The sequence below is a fragment of the Mesorhizobium sp. M0062 genome (assembly GCF_040323125.1).
In the GTDB taxonomy this organism is placed as follows: domain Bacteria; phylum Pseudomonadota; class Alphaproteobacteria; order Rhizobiales; family Rhizobiaceae; genus Mesorhizobium.
The window spans coordinates 23104-44140 of record NZ_JAMYUO010000014.1 but is presented as its reverse complement, the minus strand read 5'-3'; the positions used below and the strand labels follow the sequence as shown (position 1 = coordinate 44140).

At 62.4% G+C, this 21037-nt stretch carries 19 protein-coding genes; 13 read left to right on the top strand and 6 right to left on the bottom strand.

What is annotated here, in order from left to right; translation table 11 throughout:
* Nucleotides 1-21 precede the first annotated feature (21 nt).
* The 13 genes from NKJ64_RS17885 to NKJ64_RS17825 all read left to right on the top strand — a co-directional run bounded on the left by NKJ64_RS17885 (nucleotide 22) and on the right by NKJ64_RS17825 (nucleotide 14347).
* Nucleotides 22-1575, top strand: a complete 1554-nt coding sequence (locus NKJ64_RS17885; RefSeq protein WP_352463057.1) for an amino acid permease — start codon at nucleotides 22-24, stop codon at nucleotides 1573-1575.
* 90 nt (nucleotides 1576-1665) lie between these two features.
* Nucleotides 1666-3036 carry a glutamine synthetase family protein gene (locus NKJ64_RS17880; RefSeq protein ID WP_023671164.1) on the top strand — a complete coding sequence of 457 codons (1371 nt, stop codon included), beginning with the start codon at nucleotides 1666-1668 and terminating at the stop codon, nucleotides 3034-3036.
* A 90-nt stretch (nucleotides 3037-3126) separates the two neighbouring features.
* Nucleotides 3127-3582 carry a DUF7662 domain-containing protein gene (locus NKJ64_RS17875; RefSeq protein WP_352463056.1) on the top strand — a complete coding sequence of 152 codons (456 nt, stop codon included), beginning with the start codon at nucleotides 3127-3129 and terminating at the stop codon, nucleotides 3580-3582.
* Entirely contained in the window at nucleotides 3579-3998 is a 420-nt protein-coding gene (locus tag NKJ64_RS17870; protein WP_031245945.1) for a type II toxin-antitoxin system VapC family toxin, read from the top strand. Before NKJ64_RS17875 ends, NKJ64_RS17870 begins: the two co-directional genes overlap by 4 nt.
* 13 nt (nucleotides 3999-4011) lie before the next feature.
* Complete coding sequence (locus NKJ64_RS17865) at nucleotides 4012-5397, top strand: aldehyde dehydrogenase family protein (RefSeq protein WP_352463055.1); 1386 nt, start codon at nucleotides 4012-4014, stop codon at nucleotides 5395-5397.
* An 18-nt stretch (nucleotides 5398-5415) separates the two neighbouring features.
* Nucleotides 5416-6588: an iron-containing alcohol dehydrogenase gene (locus NKJ64_RS17860; protein ID WP_023683212.1), complete on the top strand. Its 1173-nt coding sequence runs from the start codon at nucleotides 5416-5418 to the stop codon at nucleotides 6586-6588.
* Between the two features lie 239 nt (nucleotides 6589-6827).
* Nucleotides 6828-7934 (top strand): ABC transporter substrate-binding protein, encoded by a 1107-nt coding sequence (locus tag NKJ64_RS17855; protein ID WP_023671169.1) that lies wholly within the window; start codon nucleotides 6828-6830, stop codon nucleotides 7932-7934.
* Between the two features lie 63 nt (nucleotides 7935-7997).
* Nucleotides 7998-8912, top strand: coding sequence for an ABC transporter permease (locus NKJ64_RS17850; protein WP_502902874.1), 915 nt, complete (start codon nucleotides 7998-8000; stop codon nucleotides 8910-8912).
* The gene (locus tag NKJ64_RS17845) at nucleotides 8909-9700 is read left to right on the top strand and encodes an ABC transporter permease (RefSeq protein WP_023671171.1); all 792 of its coding nucleotides are present in this window, start codon (nucleotides 8909-8911) and stop codon (nucleotides 9698-9700) included. The genes NKJ64_RS17850 and NKJ64_RS17845 overlap by 4 nt, the downstream gene beginning before the upstream one ends.
* A gap of 30 nt (nucleotides 9701-9730) precedes the next feature.
* Nucleotides 9731-10795, top strand: coding sequence for an ABC transporter ATP-binding protein (locus NKJ64_RS17840; protein ID WP_023701013.1), 1065 nt, complete (start codon nucleotides 9731-9733; stop codon nucleotides 10793-10795).
* A gap of 148 nt (nucleotides 10796-10943) precedes the next feature.
* Nucleotides 10944-12497 (top strand): cation:proton antiporter, encoded by a 1554-nt coding sequence (locus tag NKJ64_RS17835; RefSeq protein WP_023704038.1) that lies wholly within the window; start codon nucleotides 10944-10946, stop codon nucleotides 12495-12497.
* A gap of 88 nt (nucleotides 12498-12585) precedes the next feature.
* Complete coding sequence (locus NKJ64_RS17830) at nucleotides 12586-13494, top strand: endonuclease/exonuclease/phosphatase family protein (protein ID WP_352463054.1); 909 nt, start codon at nucleotides 12586-12588, stop codon at nucleotides 13492-13494.
* A 7-nt stretch (nucleotides 13495-13501) separates the two neighbouring features.
* Complete coding sequence (locus tag NKJ64_RS17825) at nucleotides 13502-14347, top strand: EamA family transporter (RefSeq protein WP_023683217.1); 846 nt, start codon at nucleotides 13502-13504, stop codon at nucleotides 14345-14347.
* Nucleotides 14348-14359: 12 nt separating this feature from the next.
* Here NKJ64_RS17825 and NKJ64_RS17820 read toward each other — a convergent pair whose 3' ends face one another.
* The 6 genes from NKJ64_RS17820 to NKJ64_RS17795 all read right to left on the bottom strand — a co-directional run bounded on the left by NKJ64_RS17820 (nucleotide 14360) and on the right by NKJ64_RS17795 (nucleotide 21027).
* Nucleotides 14360-15577, bottom strand: a complete 1218-nt coding sequence (locus tag NKJ64_RS17820; protein ID WP_352463053.1) for an MFS transporter — start codon at nucleotides 15575-15577, stop codon at nucleotides 14360-14362.
* 89 nt (nucleotides 15578-15666) lie between these two features.
* Complete coding sequence (locus tag NKJ64_RS17815; RefSeq protein WP_023683219.1) at nucleotides 15667-15984, bottom strand: Dabb family protein; 318 nt, start codon at nucleotides 15982-15984, stop codon at nucleotides 15667-15669.
* Between the two features lie 20 nt (nucleotides 15985-16004).
* Nucleotides 16005-17633 carry a GMC family oxidoreductase gene (locus NKJ64_RS17810; protein ID WP_352463052.1) on the bottom strand — a complete coding sequence of 543 codons (1629 nt, stop codon included), beginning with the start codon at nucleotides 17631-17633 and terminating at the stop codon, nucleotides 16005-16007.
* Between the two features lie 12 nt (nucleotides 17634-17645).
* The gene (locus tag NKJ64_RS17805; protein WP_023755039.1) at nucleotides 17646-18407 is read right to left on the bottom strand and encodes a 3-ketoacyl-ACP reductase; all 762 of its coding nucleotides are present in this window, start codon (nucleotides 18405-18407) and stop codon (nucleotides 17646-17648) included.
* On the bottom strand, nucleotides 18404-19906 hold the full coding sequence (locus NKJ64_RS17800; RefSeq protein ID WP_023755038.1) for a GMC oxidoreductase: 1503 nt from the start codon (nucleotides 19904-19906) through the stop codon (nucleotides 18404-18406). Before NKJ64_RS17800 ends, NKJ64_RS17805 begins: the two co-directional genes overlap by 4 nt.
* Nucleotides 19907-19911: 5 nt before the next feature.
* Entirely contained in the window at nucleotides 19912-21027 is a 1116-nt protein-coding gene (locus NKJ64_RS17795) for an ABC transporter ATP-binding protein (RefSeq protein ID WP_023671180.1), read from the bottom strand.
* Nucleotides 21028-21037 lie beyond the last annotated feature (10 nt).

Here is a 21037-nt window from a genome sequence, read left to right as displayed (position 1 = left end):
GACGTGAAGGTCCTTCACAGCATGGGCTACGCCCAGGAACTATCGCGGCGCATGGGAGCATTCCAAAGCTTTGCGATCTCGTTTTCGATCATCTGCATCCTGTCCGGCGGGTTTGGATCATTCCCGATCGCGCTTTCGACGGGCGGTCCATTCTCACTGACCATCGGCTGGATCATCGGCAGCGCGTATGCGGTTGTCGTTGCGGCCTGTCTTGGCCAGATCGCGTCAGCCTACCCGACGGCAGGCAGCCTGTATCACTGGTCGTCAATCCTGGGCGGCCGGTTCTGGGGTTGGGCAACGGCCTACGTCAATCTGCTGGGACTGCTGTTCGTCATCCCGGCCGTGAATGTGTTTCTCTATCTCATCACGCGTGATCTGTTCTTCGGTTCGGTACTCGGCTGGGACGTCTCCGGCTGGGGGATGGGGACGCAAATTCTATCGGTCGCCGTCATCACCGCGGCGCAAGCCCTGCTGAACCATTTCGGCATCAGGCTGACGACCATACTGACGGATTTCTCCGGCTACCTGATCCTCGGGGTCACCGTCATCCTTATCATCATGTTTCTGATGGCGGCGCCAAGCCTGGACATCGGCAAGGCGTTCACCTTCGTAAACAACACCGGGGCTTCTGGTGGTGGCGTTTCCCCGCAAACCGGTCCATTGATGGCGATCATCATCGGCCTTCTCTATCCGCTGTTCACCATTACCGGCTTTGACGCGTCCGCACACACGGCGGAAGAAACAGTCAATGCGCGCGACACGGTGCACAAGGGCATGCTGCATTCAGTCTTCTGGTCCGGCGTGTTCGGTTTTGTGCTGATCCTTGTCATGATCATGGCCATCCCGGATCTGAATGCCGCCGCCGCCTCCGGCTGGAGTTCCTTCAACAATCTCTTCATCGCAGCCATCATGACGTCGTTTATCGGCAAGTTGATGCTGATCGGTGTGATCATTTCCAACTTCCTCTGCGCACTAGCCGCCGTGACGTCCACATCACGGATGATCTATGCGTTTGCGCGTGATGGTGGCTTGCCATTCTCGGGCCTGCTGAGCTCGGTCAGCCCGACATATCGCACGCCGGTGGCGGCGATCTGGTTCTCCGCCATCATGGCGGTCGTGTTGACCGCCGTGACGACGCCACTCAATGCCTTTGCCGCGCTCTCGACCGGCTGCGCTATGTATCTCTACATTTCATATGCAATGCCGATTGTTGCGGGTTTCTTTGCCGAAGGAAAAACCTGGACCACCTTTGGCAGCTTCCGTCTGGGCGGTTTGTCAAAAGTCTTCGCGGTCATTGTCATGATCGGAACCGTCCTGGTCACGATCGGTGGTCATGCCTTCGTCGTGTCGATCCCCGGCACACCGGGCGACGCTGCCGCCAATCCGCCGGTTGCCGCCACAAGCTTCGTGCCGGGCCTGTGGTACTATTCGGTTGGCTTCGCCATCATCCTGGCAATTCTTTGGTTCGCCATTGAAAACCGGCGTTTCCAGGGTCCGCCAATCGGCGAGGCGGCAATCGCCAAGCGCAAGGCGATCATTGCAGCCGCTGAAAAGGCTGTCGGCGAATCTGCCTGAGCAACAATCAAAGCCGTGGCGAGTTCGATAGCCACGGCTTTTTCGCTTTCAAAGTGACAAGCCCAAGCGGCTAGCTGGAGTGCCAAAGGAATGGCCGGAAATTTCTCGTTCGATCAGTTGAAGAAAGCGGTCTCCAATGGCGAGATCGACACGGTGCTGGCCTGCATCGTCGACATGCAGGGGCGGCTCGCGGGAAAGCGTTTCCTGGCGCAGTACTTTGTGGATTCTGCTCATGACGAGACGCATGGCTGCAACTATCTGCTCGCCGCCGACATCGATATGGAGCCGGTGCCGGGCTACAAGGCGGCAAGCTGGTCGAAGGGCTATGGCGACTTCGTCATGAAGCCGGACCTTGCGACGCTGCGGCGGATTCCGTGGCTGGAAAAGACCGCGCTGGTGATCTGCGACGTGCTCGACCACCACACCCATGACGACCTTCCGCATTCGCCGCGCGCGATGCTGAAAAAGCAGGTCAAGCGGCTCACCGAACGCGGCTATATCGGCTACTTCGCCTCCGAGCTCGAATTCTACCTGTTCAACGAGACCTATGATTCCGCCCGCAAGAAGCACTGGCAGGGCCTCGATACCGCTTCGCCCTATATTGGCGACTACCAGATCGGCATCACCACCAAGGAAGAAGGCGTCATGCGCCGGCTTCGCAACGAGATGGAAGCGGCCGGCATTCCGATCGAGAATTCCAAGGGCGAATGGGGCCCAGGCCAGGAAGAGATCAATGTGCGCTATGCCGAAGCGCTCGACATGGCCGACCGCCACGTCATCCTGAAGAACGGCGCCAAGGAGATTGCCGAGTCCGAAGGCAAGTCGATTTCCTTCATGTCGAAATACAATTACGGGCTCGCCGGTAATTCCAGCCACATCCACAATTCGCTGTGGAGCGCCGACGGCAAGACGCCATTGTTCTTCGACAAGAAGGCGGACTGGACTTTGTCCACGCTTGGCCAGCAATGGGCGGCTGGGCAGCTCAAATATGCCAGGGAGTTTACCTGGTTCCTAGCGCCCTACATCAACTCCTACAAGCGCTTCCAGGCCGGCACCTTCGCACCGACCAAGATCATGTGGAGCGAGGACAACCGCACCGCTGGCTTCCGCCTGTGCGGTGAGGGCACCAAGGGCATCCGCATGGAATGCCGCATCGGCGGCGCCGACCTGAATCCCTATCTCGCTTTCGCCGCGCTGATCGCCGCCGGCCTTGCCGGCATCGACGAGAAGCTCGAACTGCAGAAGCCGTTCGTCGGCGATGCCTACCAGGCCTCGCGCCTGCCAGAGATCCCGAAGACGCTTCGCGACGCCACCGAGACGCTGGCCAAGTCGAAGATGCTGAAGCAGGCGCTCGGCGATGACGTGCTCGAACATTATGTCCACACCGCAAAGTGGGAGCAGTTCGAATACGACCGCCGGATTACGGATTGGGAACTGCACAGGGGGTTCGAGCGATATTAAAACTTTATACAGCTTTAATGTTGACAATGTAGTGAAGTTAGTACCATATGGTACCTGTAAATTGCAGTGCGCTACATTGAGGAGTTTGCAATGTCCAAATATGCGCCGCTCAAGGACTTCCTCATTGCCCAAAATGTCGATCGCGTTCCGATGTCATTCGCCGAAATCGAGAGAGTGCTCAATCTGCCGCTGCCCGCATCGAAGCAATACCCTGCATGGTGGAGCAACAATCCGAGCAACAATCCCATGACAAGGGAGTGGCTTAAGGCTGGGTTCGAGACCGAATCCGTCAATATAGGGAGTGGGAAACTGGTATTTCGCCGCGTTCGCAAAGTGCCCATTTCGGCGCCGCCCAGTGGTAGCGTGCCTGCCGCGCCAAAGGAGGCGCGCGCGGATCGCCACCCCGGTTTTGGTTTCATGAAGGGCCTGATAACAATCGAAGCCGGATTTGATATCACCAAACCTTTCGATGACGAGCCATGGGACCGGGGCTATCTGGGCGGTGAGGCTGACGCGCGTGACGGCAAACTTGCGGTGCGTAAATGAGCGAAGGGCCAAACCTGCTTCTGGATACATGTGCGATGATCTTTGTCGCCAACGATAGTCTGATCGATCCGCACGCAAGCCGGGAGATTTCGGAAGCGGCCTATGACGGCCGTCTGTATCTTTCGCCGATGTCGGCATGGGAGATCGGAATTGGCGTAGCCAAGGGCCGGCTCAATCTGCCATTGGCGCCACTCGACTTCGTGCAGCGATTCATCGAGCGAATGTCGGCAAAGCTCAGCGCTATCTCACCAGCCATTCTGATTGCGTCATCCAACCTGCCCGGTCCGCCTCATGGTGATCCCATGGATCGGATACTGATGGCAAGTGCGAGAGCGTTGGACATGGTTCTGGTGACGCGTGACGAGCCCATCCTTCGCTATGGCCGCAACGGCCATCTGCGCACCCTAGCCTGCTAACTTGGAGTATCCTTTGGAAACCGTAAAACTGAAATCGCCCATCGATGGTTCGATTTACGCCGAGCGGCCGATCGCGACCGACCAGGCGATCAATGCCGCGGTCGAGCGCGCCAAGGCGGCGCAGGAGAAGTGGGCGCTGACGCCGATCGTCGAGCGCGGCAAATTTATGCTGGCGATGCTCGAAGCGCTGGTCGCGATGACCGACGAGATCGTGCCGGAGATCGCCTGGCAGATGGGGCGACCGGTGCGCTATGGCGGCGAGTTCGGCGGCGTCAGGGAACGCACCAATTACATGGTCGAGATCGCTGAAGCCGCGCTGAAATCCGTGCCGGCATCCAACCCGAAGGACGGCTTCCGACGCTATGTGAAGAAGGATCCGCTCGGCGTCGTCATGGTGATCGCGCCGTGGAACTATCCCTATCTGACCGCCGTCAACACCATCGTGCCGGCACTGACGGCCGGCAATACTGTTATCCTCAAACATGCGGCGCAGACGCTGCTGGTCGGCGAACGGTTCCAGCAGGCGTTCGACAAGGTTGGGCTGCCCAAGGGCGTGTTCCAGAATGTCGTGCTGAACCATGCCCAGACCGAGAAGCTGCTCGGCTCGGGCAAGATCGACCATGTCAATTTCACCGGTTCGGTCGGCGGCGGCCGCGCCATCGAGAGGGCGGCGGCCGGCACCTTCATGACGCTCGGGCTCGAACTCGGCGGCAAGGATCCGGCCTATGTGCTGCCCGACGCCAAGCTCGACCATGCGGTGGCCAATCTGGTCGACGGCGCCTTCTACAATTCCGGCCAGTGCTGCTGCGGCATCGAGCGCGTCTATGTGCATGAGAAGGTCTACGACCAGTTCGTCGAAGGTTTCATCGCCGAGACGAAGAATTATGTCGTCGGCAATCCGCTGGAACAGGCGACGACAATGGGGCCGATGGCGCAGGCGCGCTTTGCCGACCTGATCCGCGAGCAGAAGGCCGAGGCGCTGCGCAAGGGTGCAATCGCACACATCAATATGAAGGTGGCTAACGACAAGGCCGGCTCGCCCTATCTGGCGCCGGAAGTGCTGACCGGCGTCGACCACCAGATGAGCGTCATGCGCGAGGAAAGTTTTGGCCCGATCGTCGGCATCATGAAGGTGCGCAACGACGAGGAGGCGATCGCGCTGATGAACGACAGCCACTACGGGCTGACCGCTTCGATCTGGACCGACGATATCGAGCATGCGGTGGCGATCGGCGACCGCGTCGAGACCGGCACCGTGTTCATGAACCGCTGCGACTACCTCGATCCGGCGCTGGTCTGGACCGGCGTCAAGGACACCGGCAAAGGCGTCGCCCTTTCGGCGCTCGGCTACGACAATCTGACCCGGCCGAAATCCTTCCATCTGCGCGAAGCCATCTGATTTTTTGAAAGACAAGACATGTCCAAGCTGATCTCCAAATGGAACTACCCGACCACCGTCCGCTTCGGTGCCGGGCGCATCAAGGAACTGCCTGAGGTGCTCGCGGCCACCGGCATTAAGCGGCCGCTTTTCGTCACCGATCCGGGGTTGGCGAAACTGCCGGTCGTCGCTTCGACGCTGAAAATCCTCGACGACGCCAAGGTATCCTATGGCGTGTTCTCCGAGGTGAAGCCGAACCCGGTCGATTCCAACCTCACCGCCGGCATCGCCGTGTTCAAGAAGGGCAAGCATGACGGCGTCATCGCCTTCGGCGGCGGTTCAGCGCTCGATCTCGGCAAGCTGATCGCGTTCCAGGCTGGCCAGACGCGGCCGATCTGGGACTTTGAGGATGTCGGCGACTGGTGGACGCGCGCCAATTCGGATGCCATCGCGCCGATCATAGCCGTGCCGACCACTGCCGGCACAGGCTCGGAAGTCGGGCGTGCCGGCGTCATCACCAATGAGGCGACGCACACTAAGAAGGTGATCTTCCATCCGAAGCTTTTGCCGGCAATCGTCATTGCCGATCCGGAACTGTCGGTCGGCATGCCCGGCTTCATCACCGCCGGCACCGGCATGGATGCGCTGGCGCACTGCCTCGAAGCCTATTGCGCGCCGGGCTATCACCCGATGGCCGACGGCATTGCGGTGGAAGGTGTGCGCCTGGTGTTCGAGAACCTGCCCAAGGCCTACGCCAACGGCAAGGACCTTGTCGCGCGCGCCCACATGATGAGTGCGGCCGCCATGGGTGCTGCCGCCTTCCAGAAGGGTCTTGGCGCCATCCACTCGCTGTCGCATCCGATCGGCGCGCTCTACGACACCCATCACGGCATGACGAATGCGGTGTTCATGCCCTATGTCTTGGCCTTCAATCGCGACTCCATCGAGGAGCGGATTGCCCGGCTCGCTGCCTATTGCGGCATCAAGGGTGGCTTCGACGGCTTTGCCAAAGCGATCATCAAGCTGCGCAAGGAATTGAAGGTGCCGCATGCGCTGCCCGATCTGATCAAGGGGCTCGACATGGACAAGAAGCGCAAAGGGCTGATCGCCGACATGGCGGTGGTCGATCCGACCGCCGGCGGCAACCCGGTCAGGCTGACCAAAAAGGCGGCGCTGACGCTGCTCGAGAACACTATCGCCGGCACTGTCTGAGGCGGTTTCTGCGCCGGACGTGATCTAAAAACGAAGGGAAAGGAAGGGCAAGGGGGCAAAAAGCAAGGCAATAAACCATTAGCCGGGAAATTAAGTCGAGGCTAATTGCTACAGCCGGTTAAAAAGAGTTAACTTTTCGTACCGCCGGGGGCCAGTTTCAAAAAGCTTTCATCTGGCTGTCATATGAAACCGATACCGCATCGCAGGCGTCCAGGACGCCAGTTCAACGGAGAGAACACATGTTCAAGTTCACAGGGAAAGTGCTTTCCCTTTCGGCCGTCGCCCTCATGGCGACCTCTGCTATCTCGTCGGCCCAGTCCATGGATGAACTGGTTGCCGCTGCGAAGAAGGAAGGCCAGCTCACGACCATCGCGCTGCCGCATGACTGGTGCGGCTACGGGGCCGTCATCGACGGCTTCAAGGCAAAGTATCCTGAGATCACCATCAACGAACTCAACCCCGATGCCGGCTCCGGCGACGAGGTCGAGGCGATCAAGGCCAACAAGGACAACAAGGGCCCGCAGGCGCCCGACGTCATCGACGTTGGCCTGTCCTTCGGCCCGACCGCCAAGGCTGACGGCCTGATCCAGCCCTACAAAGTGTCGACCTGGGACTCGATCCCCGACAGCGCCAAGGATGCCGATGGTTACTGGACCGGCGACTACTATGGCGTGCTATCCTTCCTGGTGAACAAGGACCTCGTCAAGGAAGCGCCTGCTGACTGGGCTGACCTGCTGAAGCCGGAATTCGCCAACACCGTGGCGCTTGCCGGCGACCCGCGCGCCTCGAACCAGGCCATCCAGGCCGTCTACGCGGCCGGCATTTCCGGTGGTGCGGCTGCCGGCGAAGCTGCTGGCACTGCTGGTCTCGACTTCTTCAAGAAGCTTAACGCCGCCGGCAATTTCGTGCCGGTCATCGGCAAACCGGCGACCCTGGCACAAGGCCAGACGCCGATCCTGGTGACCTGGGATTACAATGCACTTGCCGGTCGCGACACGCTGAAGGGCAATCCGCCCGTCGACGTCGTCGTGCCCAAGACCGGTGTCGTTGCCGGCGTCTATGTGCAGGCGATCAGTGCTTTCGCACCGCATCCGAACGCTGCCAAGCTCTGGCTGGAGTATCTCTACTCCGACGAAGGCCAGATCGGCTGGCTGAAGGGCTATTGCCACCCGATCCGCTTCAACGATCTTGCCAAGAACGGCAAGCTCCCGGCGGACGTGATGGCCAAGCTGCCGCCGGCCGAGGCTTACGCTGCCGCGGTGTTCCCGACGCTGGACGAGCAGGGCAAGGCAAAGGAAGCCGTCACCAAGAACTGGGATGCCGTCGTCGGCGCCAACGTCAAGTAAGGCTTGAAACCAACCGGGCGGCCTCGCGGCCGCCCGGTGATCCTCGGAGACGGTAGCCGGCGCATGACAGATATCTCGCTTTCCGATCACGCAGTTGCCGGGAAGACCGCGCCCCCCGGCGAGGCGCGTGCAATGCGACTGCCGACGCAATGGCTCGGCGTTGCGCCATTCTTCATCTTCGCCATCATGTTCCTGATCCTACCCACGCTCTATCTGATGCTGGGTGCATTCCAGAACGATGCCGGCGAATTCACGTTCGAAAACATAGCAGCACTGGCGCAGCCATCGATTGTCGCCGCCTACTGGATCTCGCTCAAGGTCAGCCTTTCCTCGTCGCTGATCGGCGCCTTCGCAGGTCTCGGCATCGCCATCGCCATCGTGCGCGGCGGCCTGCCGGAGTGGATACGTTCGGCGACGCTGACATTCTCCGGCGTGGCTTCCAATTTCGCCGGCGTACCGCTGGCCTTCGCCTTCATCGCCACGCTCGGACGCCTCGGTCTCGCCACGGTGCTGCTCAACACCGTGTTCGGCCTCAACATTTATGCGCACGGCTTCAACATCCTATCGTTCTGGGGCCTGACGCTGACCTATGTCTATTTCCAGATTCCCCTAATGGTGGTCATCATCACGCCGGCGATCGACGGCTTGAAGAAGGAGTGGGGCGAGGCTGCGGCGACGCTTGGCGCCACCCAGACGCAATACTGGCGCATGGTGGTCATCCCGGTGATCTGGCCGAGTTTCCTCGGCACGGTCATCCTGCTCTTCGCCAATGCCTTCGGCGCCATCGCCACCGCCTATGCGCTGACCGGCTCTTCACTCAACATCGTGCCGATCCTGCTCTATGCGCAGATACGCGGTGACGTGCTGCACAATGCCCATCTCGGCTATGCGATCGCCTTCGGCATGATCGTCATCACCGGGCTGGCCAATGTCTTCTACATCTGGTTCCGGACGCGCTCGGAGAGGTGGCTGAAATGAAGTCCGGAAAATTCTGGGCCTGGGTCGTCTTCGGGCTGGGCGCGGCCTATTTCTTCATTCCGCTGATCGCGACGGTGGAATTTTCCTTGCGCATGCGGCGCGGCGCTTATTCCTTCGACGCCTATCAGATCGTGCTTGGCGACCCTCGTTTTCAGGCGACCTTTGGCTACTCAGTGCTTGCCGCCATCTTCACCATCATTCTGGGCGTGTTGATCGTGGTGCCCGCCGCCTACTGGATTCGACTGCGCCTGCCGCAACTGCGGCCGATCGTAGAGTTCATCACGCTGCTGCCGCTGGTCATTCCCGCCATCGTCATCGTCTTCGGCTATATCAGGATGTACGGTTCGAATTCGCCGCTGCCGTTCCTGGCGACCGACATGGGCACAAATGCCTTGCTGGTCATCGGCTATGCAATGCTGGCGCTGCCCTACATGTATCGCGCGGTCGATACCGGACTGCGCACCATCGACGTCAGGACGCTGACCGAAGCGGCGCAGATCCTTGGCGCCGGTTGGGGCACGATCATTGGTCGTGTGATCCTGCCCAATGTGCTGATCGCCGTGCTCTCGGGCGCCTTCCTTACCTTCGCCATCGTCATTGGCGAATTCACCATGGCCAGCTTGCTCAACCGGCCCGCCTTCGGTCCCTATCTGCAAAACGTTGGCGCCAACCGCGCCTATGAGCCCGCAGCGCTTGCCATCATCGCCTTCGCCATCACCTGGGGCTGCATGTCGCTGATCCAGATCCTGTCCCGTTTCGCGCCGAGATCGGCGAACCGCCCGAACTGATCGACAAAGTACTGATCGAAAGAAAAAGCCATGGCCGAACCATTCCTCTCCATCCAGCATGTGCGAAAATCCTTCGGCGCCACCACCGTGGTCGAAGATTTCAATCTTGATGTCGAGCCGGGCGAGTTCGTTTCCTTCCTTGGGCCATCGGGTTGCGGCAAGACCACCGTGCTGCGCATGGTCGCCGGTTTCGAAGAGCCGTCGGCGGGCAAGATCGTCGTCGCAGGCAAGGACATCACGAGGCTAAAGCCCAACCAGCGCAATGTCGGCATGGTGTTCCAAGCCTATGCGCTGTTCCCCAACTTGACGGTGGCGCAAAACATCGGCTTTGGCCTGAAGGTCGCCGGCATGCCCAAGGCGGACATCGACAGACGCGTGGCCGAGATGCTCGACATCATCAAGCTGCCGCAGATGGCCGACCGCTATCCCTACCAGCTCTCCGGCGGCCAGCAGCAGCGCATCGCGCTGGCCCGTGCCATTGCGCCGAAGCCGAAGCTGCTTCTTCTCGACGAGCCGCTGTCGGCGCTCGATGCCAAAGTACGTGTGTCGTTGCGCGAGGAAATCCGCTCGATCCAGAAGAAGCTCGGCATCACCACCATCTTCGTCACACATGACCAGGAAGAGGCGCTGTCGATCTCGGACCGCATCGCGGTGATGTATGGCGGCAAGGCCGAGCAGGTCGGCACCCCGTTCGAGATCTACAACCGGCCGGCGACCAAGTTCGTCGCCAATTTCGTCGGCACGCTGAACGTGCTCGAAGGCACTGTCACCGATGCCGCGTCCGGCAAGGTGCGCGTCAACACGCAGGAAGTCTCGCTAATGGGCAAGCTCAACGGCTCGAAGTCCGGTGACACGCTGTCGCTGGCGCTGCGACCGGAGGCGATTTCGCTCGGACGCCAACCCGGGCGCGATTCAAGCCTGTCGGGCGAAATCTCCGAAGTGCACTTCCTCGGCTCAGTCATTCGCGTTCGCGTCGGCATCGGCGGCAACACGGTGTCGCTCGACACCTTCAACAGCCCGGCAACGCCGCCGCCCGCCGTCGGCGAGAAGGCCGACATATCGTTCTCATCAAGCGATATGCTGGTGCTGCACTAGCAAGCAGCATCCTGGGGCGACCGAGGCGGTCGATTCGAGCTGGCGCGATGAACGGCCGTATCATTGCCGGACCCCGAGTGCTGGATAATCAACAGCATCTTGCCATCCAGCCACTGCCCATGATGCCGCTTCGCCGCTACGATGGGCCATGGCGCTATTCGAACTTACCCTCATCCTACTCCTGGCAGCCGTCGCGCTGACGGCGCTGTCGCGGCGGCTGGAAATTCCCTATCCGTCCCTGCTGGCTCTGGCCGGCGTCGCGATTGCCTTCGTACCCGGTGCGCCGACAATCGAGATCGATCCGGAGCTGGCGCTTGCCCTGTTCATCGCGCCGGTGCTTCTCGACGCCGCCTATGACACGTCGCTGCGCGACCTCAAGCGCTACCGGCTGTCGCTCGCGTTGCTCGCGCTGGGCGCCGTCGTCTTCACCACCGTGGTGGTTGCCTTGGTCGGCTGGAAGATGGCCGGCCTGCCGATCGCGGCGGCAATCGCGCTTGGCGCCATCGTCGCGCCACCGGATGCGGTGGCCGCATCCGCCGTGCTCAGCCAGTTCAAGGTGCCGCACCGCATCACCGCCATCCTGCAGGGCGAGAGCCTGCTCAACGATGCCACGGCGCTGCTGATCTACCGGCTGGCGGTTTCGGCCGCGCTTGGCACGATCATGCTCAGCAACGCCGTTCCGGTGATCCTGCTGGCAACGATCGGCAGTGTGATCGCGGGCTATCTGTTTGGCCGCGTCTCGCTGCTGGCGCTCGGCCGCATCGAGGATGCGGCGAGCAGCACGGTGGTGCAGTTTGCCGGAACCTTCGCCGTGTGGATCATCGCCGACAGGCTCGGCCTTTCCGCCATCATCACCATCGTCGTCTATGCCATGACCATTGCGCGCAGGGCGCCGCGCCAGTCGTCGGCGAGACGCCGCGTCAGCACCTATTCGGTCTGGGAGTCGGCGGTGTTCGTGCTCAACGTGCTGGCTTTCGTGCTGATGGGCCTGCAGGCACGCACGATCGTTGGCAGGCTGGCCGGCGACGGGCAAGGCGAAGCATTCCTTTTCGCCGCAACGGTGCTGGTCGTCGTTATCGTCGCGCGCCTTGTGTGGGTGGCGAGTTACGTCGCGATCATCCGGTGGCTTGCCCGCTTCGGCAGCCAAGAGGCAAGGCGGGAATTGCCGACGTTCGGCGGCGCCGTCATTGTCGGCTGGTGCGGCATGCGTGGGTTGGTGACGCTGGTGGTGGCCATTGCGCTGCCGGCCGATTTTCCCGGCCGCGACCCGATCGTGCTTGCCGCCTTCGCGGTGGTGCTGGGCACGCTGGTGCTGCAAGGCATGACGCTGAAGCCGCTGCTGCGCTGGATCAACTTCGACCCCGATAGAACCGTCGACAATGAGGTGGCGCAAGCGCGCGTCGCCATCATGCAGGCAGCACTGGACGTGCTGAGCCGCAAGACATCTGCGGCCGCCGCCGTCGTGCGCGAACAGTATGAAGCGCAGCGCCTGATTGCGGAAAACCCGGAGGACGCTCAGGCCGCGACCGAATACGACCGGCTGCGCCTCTATGCCATCAACCGCCAGCGCGACACGCTCGAGGAGTTGCGCAGCAACGGCACGATCGGCGACGAAGCCTACCACCGGCTGGAGGAAGAGATCGACTGGGCCGAACTGGCGGCATCGCCGGCGGGCCGGTTCCAGCCGCTGACCACATCATAGACGCTGGCCCAGTTCCGCCGTCGTGCCGGTACATTGCAACCCGTCTGCCGAACCGCTACTGCCAAAGCGAAATTGAGCCGGATAAGCAATGAAGCTGGTCAGCTACAACATCCAGTACGGGTTCGGCGGCGATGGCCGTTACGATCTTTCGCGCTGCACCAAGCTGGTCGACGGCGCCGATATCATCGCGCTGCAGGAGGTCGAGCGGCATTGGCAGCGCACCAATGAGGACGACCAGCCGGAGGTCCTGTCCAAGCTGCTGCCTAGCTATTACTGGGTCTATGGCCCGGCCTTCGACATGGACGCCAGTGAGCAGCGCGACGGCCGGGTCGTCAACCGCCGCCGCCAGTTCGGCACAATGCTTCTGTCGAAATTGCCGATCGCCTGGTCGCGGCTGCACGCGCTGCCGATGCGCCGCACGCTGCGGCCGCTCAACACGCGCAACGCCGCGCTCGAATGCATGATCCGCACGCCGGCCGGACCGGTAAGGGTCGTGTCGCTGCATCTCGCCCATATCGCGGCGGAGGAGCGTCTGGAGCAGATCGACTATCTCTTGGCCGAGCATCGCCGCGCGCCGTCCGAGGGCGGCCCGTGGAGCGGCGCGGACGATGAGCCTTCGCGCAACTGGACCAGTGGCGAGGCCGAGCCGGAGAACCCGACGGCGGCGATCTGGATGGGCGATTTCAACATGGAGCCTGGCAGCGCCGAATACAGCCGCATCGTCGGCAGCACGCCCTATCATCGCGGGGCGGCCTATCTCGACGGCTTTGTTGATGCCGCTGCCGTCGCTAGCGAGCCGGCTGCCGATTACCACACCCATGTGAAAACGATCGACGGGAAAGTGGCAAAACGCCGGCTCGACCATTGCTTCGTCGGCGGTATGTTCGCGGACCGTGTGCGCTCGGTCAGTGCCGATATAGGCGAGATCGCTTCAGACCATTTTCCGGTCCGGATCGATATCGATCTCGAAACGCCTTTGAGCTCGGGAGATCGGTGAGCCCTCGATGACGCTTTTCGTCTTTTTCGCGGTGCTTGCCGCCGCCGCCATGCACGCGATCTGGAACGCGCTGGTCAAGGTGCATCTCGATCGCTTCCTGTCGATCACGCTGATGACGCTGGGCATGGGTTTTGCCGCACTGTTCGTGCTGCCCTTCGTCGAGTTTCCAAAGGCCGCGGTATGGCCCTTTATCATCGCCTCGGTGCTCTTTCACATGGGCTACCGGACCTTCCTGATCGGCGCCTACAAGGCCGGCGATTTCGCCCAGACCTATCCGCTGGCGCGCGGCACGGCGCCGCTTTTGACCGCCCTCGGCGGCGTTGTCGTGGTGCAGGAGATGCCGGCGCCTTTCGCCATCCTCGGCATCCTGCTGCTGTCGGCCGGCACGCTGGTGATGTCGTTTCGCGGCGGCGCGCATCTGGAGCGGATCAATGTGCGCGCAGTCGGCTTTGCGCTCGGCACTTCGATCTTCATATCCAGCTATACGCTCTCCGACGGCAGCGGCGCGCGGCTGGCCGCAACGGCAACGAGCTATGCCGCATGGCTGTTCATCTGCGATGCCACGTGGGCGCTGGTGCTGTGCCTCATCTTTCGCGGGCCCAAGGCGCTGCCCGTGCTGGCGCGTGACTGGAAGGCAGGCCTGTTCACCGGCGTGCTCAGCGGCGCGGCCTACTGGATCGTCATGTGGGCGATGACCAAGGCGCCGATCGCCTCGGTGGCGTCGTTGCGCGAGACGTCGATCCTGTTTGCCATGATGATCTCGGTTTTCGCGCTCGGCGAGAAGATGACAGGCTGGCGCGGCGCCGCCGCGCTCAGCATCGTCGCCGGTGTCGTGGCCCTCAGGCTGGGCTGAGAGCCTGATACTTCAGCCGAGCACCGTCATCACCTGTCCGCGCCGTTCCGGACTGAAGCGGATGACGAGGATGATGCAGACGGCGACCACGCCGGCAAACAGCGCCAGCGCGTAGCCATAGCTGCCTCCAGACGCCTCGGCGATGCCGGCCTGGTAGGGACCGCCATAGGACGCCGCGAGATTGCCGGCCTGGTAGATGAAGCCGGGCAAGGTTGCCCGCACGGCGCCGGGCGACAGCTCGTTAAGATGCACCGGAATGACGCCCCAGGCGCCCTGCACCGCGACCTGCATGACGAAGGCGCCGATGGCCAGCATGAACGGTGTCGAGCTGAAGGCCCAGAGCGGAATCGAGGGCAAGGCAATCAGGCAGGCGAGCGTTATCGCGCTGACGCGGCCGATCTTCTCCGACAGTGCGCCGAACGCCAACCCGCCGACGATGGCGCCGATATTGGCGACGATGGTGATCCAGCTCACCGTGTGCGGGTCGAAGCCATGCTGCTTCTTGAGGAAGGTCGGGTAGAGGTCCTGCGTGCCGTGGCTGAAGAAATTGAAGAACATCATCAGCACGACCGCATAGACGGCGACGCCCCAGTGCTTCTGCAGCGTTTCAAGAAGGCCAGGTCTGACGGATTTCTGCGCCTCGACGAAGGCCGGCGATTCCGGCACATGCGAGCGGATGAAGAGCACGATCAGTGCCGGCAGGAAGGAGAGCAGGAACATGGCGCGCCAGCCGATCGTGTAACCACCGATCGTCTGCTGGTAGAGCACGCCGTAAACCACGGCCGCCAGAAGGTAGCCGGTGGGATAGCCGCATTGCAGGATGCCCGAGACCATGCCGCGGGCACCGGGCGGAATGGACTCCATGGCGAGCGAACTGCCCAGCCCCCATTCGCCGCCCATGGCGATGCCGAACAGAGCGCGCAGCGCGAGGAAAATGCCGAGATTGGGCGAGAAGGCAGCCAGCGCGCCGATCACCGAATAGCTGACGATGTTGAGCATCAGAATGGGCTTGCGCCCATATTTGTCGGCCAGCCTGCCGAAGAAGAAGGCGCCGATGAAGCGTGTCGCCAGCGTCAGGAACAACGCCTTGGAGACTGCCGGGACGTCGGTGTTGAATTCGGCTGCGATATCGGTGAGCAGGAACGTCAGAAGGAAGAAATCGAAAGCGTCGAGCGTCCAGCCGAGGAAGGAGGCAAGGACGGTTTTCTTCTGCTGCGCGGTGAGAGCCACGACGTTCCTCCTAAACGCCCCCGGGGAACGATATGTTCCTTGGGGCGCAAAAGAGAACAGGCGTCAGCCGGCTTTCGAAAGAAGCGCGGTCACTTTTTCGTAATGTCGAGATCGAACACCATCAGCCCGTCGGTGCCGCCTTCGAGCGCTGCGACCAATCGGGCGCCGGCGCGCTGATGCGCTTCATGCACGAGATAGGCGTCGCGGGCGGCGGCATCGCGGAAGTCGATGGTGAAGGCATGGCTGAAGCCGCGCGCGAACGGCTCCGGGCTGACATTGGTGCTGAAATGGACCGTGTCCATGCCGTCGACAACGGAGCGCAGTGCTTCGAGATCGGCGTGGATTGCCGTGCGCTCGGTGGCGGGCACATCGCTGCGGAAGCGTACGAAGACGCAGTGTCTGATCATTGGTTCGTTCTCCTAAGTGGCTATGCGGCCCGATTGCCGGAGAACACCGCCGGCGGAAGCGGCTCGCGGCCGAGGATGATGTCGGCGCCTTTTTCGCCGACCATGATGGTCGGCGCATTGGTGTTGGAGGAAGGCACGCGCGGCATCACCGAGGCATCGCAGACGCGCAGGCACTCGATGCCGCGCAGACGCAGGTCCGGTGTGACCACCGCCATATCGTCATGGCCCATGCGGCAGGTACCCACGGGGTGATGGTCGGTCTTGGCGGTGCGGCAGGCATAGTCGATCAGCTCGTCATCGCTGGCGAGCGATGGTCCGGGCAGCACCTCGCGCAACACGTAAGGCGCAAGCGCCTTCTGCCGCATGATCTCGCGCGCAAGCCTGAGGCCCTTGATCGACATGGCGCGGTCATAAGGGTCCGACCAATAGTTGGGATCGATCAGCGGGTGGTCGGCCGGGTCGGCGCTGCTCAGCCGCACCGTGCCGCGCGAGCGCGGGCGCAGGAAGGCCGAGTTCAAGGTCACGCCGGGGTTCTTCAACCTCTCGACGCCGGCCTCGATGCCGGAGCCCAGTCCCAGATGGAACTGGATGTCGGGCGAGGCGGCGGTCGGATCGGCGTACCAGAAGCCGCCGGTCTCGAACAGGCTGGAGGCGACCGGCCCTTTCTTCAGCAGCAGATACTGCAAGCCGGCCCACGCGGTGCGGTGCAGCTTGGCGTAGTTGTCATAGGTGTGGTCGCCGGTGCATTCGGCGATGACGAACAAATCGAGATGGTCCTGCATGTTGGAGCCGACACCGGGCAGATCATGCACCGGCGTCACGCCGACCGATTTCAGGTGATCAGCCGGGCCGATGCCCGACTGCATCAACAGCTTCGGCGAACCGATGGCGCCGGACGAGACGATCACTTCGCGCTCGGCGCGCATGATGGTCTTCTCGCCGCCGGGTTTGTCGACGATCTCGACGCCGATGGCGCGGCCTTTCTCGACCACGATGCGGGTGACCAGCACATCGGTTCGGACTGTCAGGTTCTTGCGGGCGCGGATGGGCTTCAAATAGGCGACCGAAGCGGATGAGCGCCGGGCGTCCTTCTGGGTCAGCTGGTAGTAGCCGACGCCTTCCTGGCTAGCGCCGTTGAAATCCGGGTTGAAGGGGATGCCCATCTCTTGGCCGGCGCGGAAATAGGCCTCGCAAATCGGCAGCGGCGAAATCGGGTTCGACACGCCGAGCGGCCCCTGGTCGCCGTGAAAATCGTTGGCGAAGCGCTGGTTGTTCTCGGCGCGCTTGAAATAGGGCAGCACGTCGCGATAGCCCCAGCCCGCGAGGCCCTCTTCCTTCTCCCATGCGTCGTAGTCGCGAGCGTTGCCGCGCGTGTATATCTGGGCATTGATGGACGAGCCGCCGCCGACCACCTTCGCCTGCGTATACCAGAAGACGCGGTCCTGCATGTGCCTCTGCGGCACGGTCGACCAGCCCCAGGAAGCGATGCCCTTGGTCATCTTGGCAAAGCCCGCCGGCATGTGGATGTAGGGGTGCCAGTCCTTGCTGCCGGCCTCGAGCAGCAGCACGGAATTCGCTGGATCCTCGCTCAGCCGGTTGGCCAGAACGCAGCCGGCCGGGCCGGCACCTACGATGATGTAGTCGGTCATAACTCTATCCACCTACAGTCGAGGCACGGAGAGCGCGCCGTCGACATTGATAATCGAGCCTGTGGAAAAGCCGAGCTTGCCGGCGGCAAGCGTCGCCACCACGGCGCCGATGTCCGATGCTTCGCCCCAGCGTTTTGCCGGCACCAGGCCGCTGTCGATAAGCGCGTCGTATTTGGCTGATACGCTCGCGGTCATGTCGGTGCGAATGATGCCGGGCCGCAGTTCGAACACGCCGATGTTTTCCGGCGCAAGCCGTAGCGCCAGGTTCTTCACCCACATCGAAAGGCCGGCTTTCGAGATGCAGTAGTCGGCGCGTTCCGGCGAGGCCATATCGGCGCTGACCGAGGTGATGGTGATGATCGAGCGCGGATGATTGCTGGGAGCCGCCAGCATCGCCTTGGCGACGGCCTGGCTAAGGAATACGGTGCCGCGCAGATTGATGCCGAGCGCACGGTCGAAGTTTTCGGGCGTCAGCTCCAGCAGATCGCCGCGCACCACGGCGCCGACGCCGGCATTGTTGACGAGGCAATCGATTCGGCCGAAAGCGCGTGTGGCGGCGTCGATAAGTGATGCGTGATCGGGAAGGCTGGCAATGTCGCATCGGTGGTAAGCGAACTTTGCGCGGCGCGCGATGATGTTTTCAACAAGCCGTTTGGCGGGGTCGTTGGCCAGGTCAGCGACGAGAATGTCGAAGCCTGCATCGGCCAGCGCCTCGGCGCAGGCCAGTCCAATGCCGCGCGCGCCGCCGGTGACGATGGCTGCGGGGCGGATCATGCCGCGAGGTCCGTTCGGCGAATATGCTCGGCCACGCGCAACGCCTGGGCGGCAATCGACAGCGCCGGATTCACAGCAGCCGAGTTCGGCAGGAAGCTCCCGTCGACGACGAACAGGTTCTGGTGATCGAACGCACGGCAATACGGGTCGAGCGGCGACGTCGCCGGGTCATCGCCCATTTTCACCGTGCCGCACTGGTGCGAGGGCGTGCGCTTGTCGAAGGGACGCGACAGCACGATGGGATAACCGCAGGCGCGGAAGTTCTCACGCATCACCTTGGTCAGCCCGTCCAGCGACTGCATGTTGGAGCGCCGCCATTGCATGACGATGTCCTTGCCGTCGACCATGATGCGGCTGTCCGGATCGGGTAGATCCTCGCACATCAGATACCAGTCGACGGCGTGACCGGCCATGTAATCGAGCGCGAATTTCGGCACGCGTTTGACGTTGGCCTTCAACATGTTGCCGTCGATCTTGCCGAGCAGCTGGACGTTGCCGAGCGGCTTGCCGCCTTTGCCGTCGGAGAGATAGTAGTCATTCAGCATCAGCGTCTTCTGGTAGACGCTGTCGTTCCTGCGGCGCGGATCGATCGCCAGCATGGCGCTCGAATTATGGTTCATGAAATTGCGGCCGACCTGGTCGGAGCTGTTGGCGAGGCCTTTGCCGTCTGATGACGGCGAGCGCAGCAGGATGACGGCGGAATTGACCGCGCCGGCGGACAGGATGACCAGCTTCGGCGCGACTTTCTTCAGCTCGCCATTCTGACGGTAGTGAACGGCAGCGATGCTTTTGCCGTCGGACGACGCTTCGAGATATTCGACATGGCAGCCGGTTTCGAGTCGGATATTGCTGTCCTTGAGTGCAGCCGTCAGCGGTCCGGTCTGCGCATCGACCTTGCCCTGGGCGGTATTGGGGAATGCGTCCCAGCCGGTCTTGCCCTCTTTCAGCCAGGTGTCGATGTCGACGCCGAGCGGCAGCGAGGCCGGATGCAGGCCGAGGGCTTTCAACTCAGCGCGGGCGCGGGCAATCGGCGCTTCGTCGGGCACCGGCTTGAAAGCATAGGGGATCGAGTGGAACGGTTCGGTCGGGTCCTCGCCGAGCGAGCCGCGGACGCGAAACAGCTGCTCGGCTTTCGAATACCAAGGCTCGAATTCATCGTAGGAAAACGGCCATGCCGGCGAGACGCCACCGAAGTGCTCCATGGCGGCGAAATCCTCTTTGCGGTAGCGGATCAGCACCGCGCCGTAGAATTTCGAATTGCCGCCGACATAGTAGTAATTGCCGGGGTTGAAGGCCGCACCGCCGGCCTCGCGCCACATCTCCTTCGGACGGTAGTGGCCGTCGACGAAGATGGAGCGCGTGTCGCGGGCATGCGGCGTTGCCGTCAAGGGCTCACCGCGCTCCAGCATCAGGATCGAGGCACCGCTGCCCGCCAGACCGGAGGCGATCGTAGCGCCGCCGATACCGGAGCCGATGATGACGATATCGGGGCTGACCATCTCGATCAGCGGATGCGGTGTTCGGTCGCCGGATCGAAGAACACGGCCTTGGTCAGGTTGAAGGCGAGCGGCGTGCTGGTGCCCGGCTGGATGTTGGCGTCGGCCCGCAACCGCGCCACCACGCCCTTGCCGCCGAGGTTGGTCACCGCGAACGTGTCGGACCCTGCCGGCTCGACCACTTCGATGTGCAGGTCGGCAGTGGCAATGTTGGAGGCGTTGCGTTCCGCACCTTCCGGATCGGTCAGCGCTTCCGGGCGCACGCCGAAGATGATCGGCTTGCCCTGGAATGCCGAAAGACCCGCCGGCGCGTTGGCCATCGGCAGCGTGATCGGCTCGCGCGCCTCGCGCTCCAACACGACGGACAGCGCATTGCCCGACGTGGCAATGGTCGCCGGGATCAGGTTCATCGCTGGCGAACCCATGAAGTCGGCGACGAACAAATTGGTCGGGTTGTTGTAGATCTCGGCCGGGGTGCCGAACTGCTGCACCTCGCCGTCGCGCATGACGGCGATCTTGGTAGCCAGCGTCATCGCCTCGATCTGGTCGTGGGTGACGTAGACGATGGTTGTGCCGGTGGTGGCATGCAGGCGCTTGATCTCGATGCGCATGTCAACGCGCAATTTGGCGTCGAGGTTGGACAAAGGCTCGTCGAACAGGAACAGCTTGGGGTCGCGCACCAGCGCCCGGCCCATGGCGACGCGCTGGCGCTGGCCGCCGGAAAGCTGGCTCGGCTTGCGCTGCAGGAGGTGGCCGATCTGCAGGACCTTGGCCACCTTGTCGATCGCCTTTTGGCGTTCGTCGGCCGGCACGCCGCGCATCTCCATGCCGAAGGAGATGTTTCCGGCCACCGTCATGTTCGGATAGAGCGCATAGCTCTGGAACACCATGGCGATGTCGCGCTTGGATGGGTGCAGATCGTTGATGGCGCGGCCGTCGACGCGGATTTCGCCCTCGGTGATCTGCTCCAGGCCGGCAATCGTGTTGAGCAAGGTGGACTTGCCGCAGCCGGACGGGCCGACCAGCACCAGGAAGCCGCCCTTTTCGAGCTCGACATCGATGCCCTTCAGGATCTCGACATTCCCGAAGCGCTTCTTCAGCCCATCAATTTCCAGAAAAGCCATGGTCGTTCCT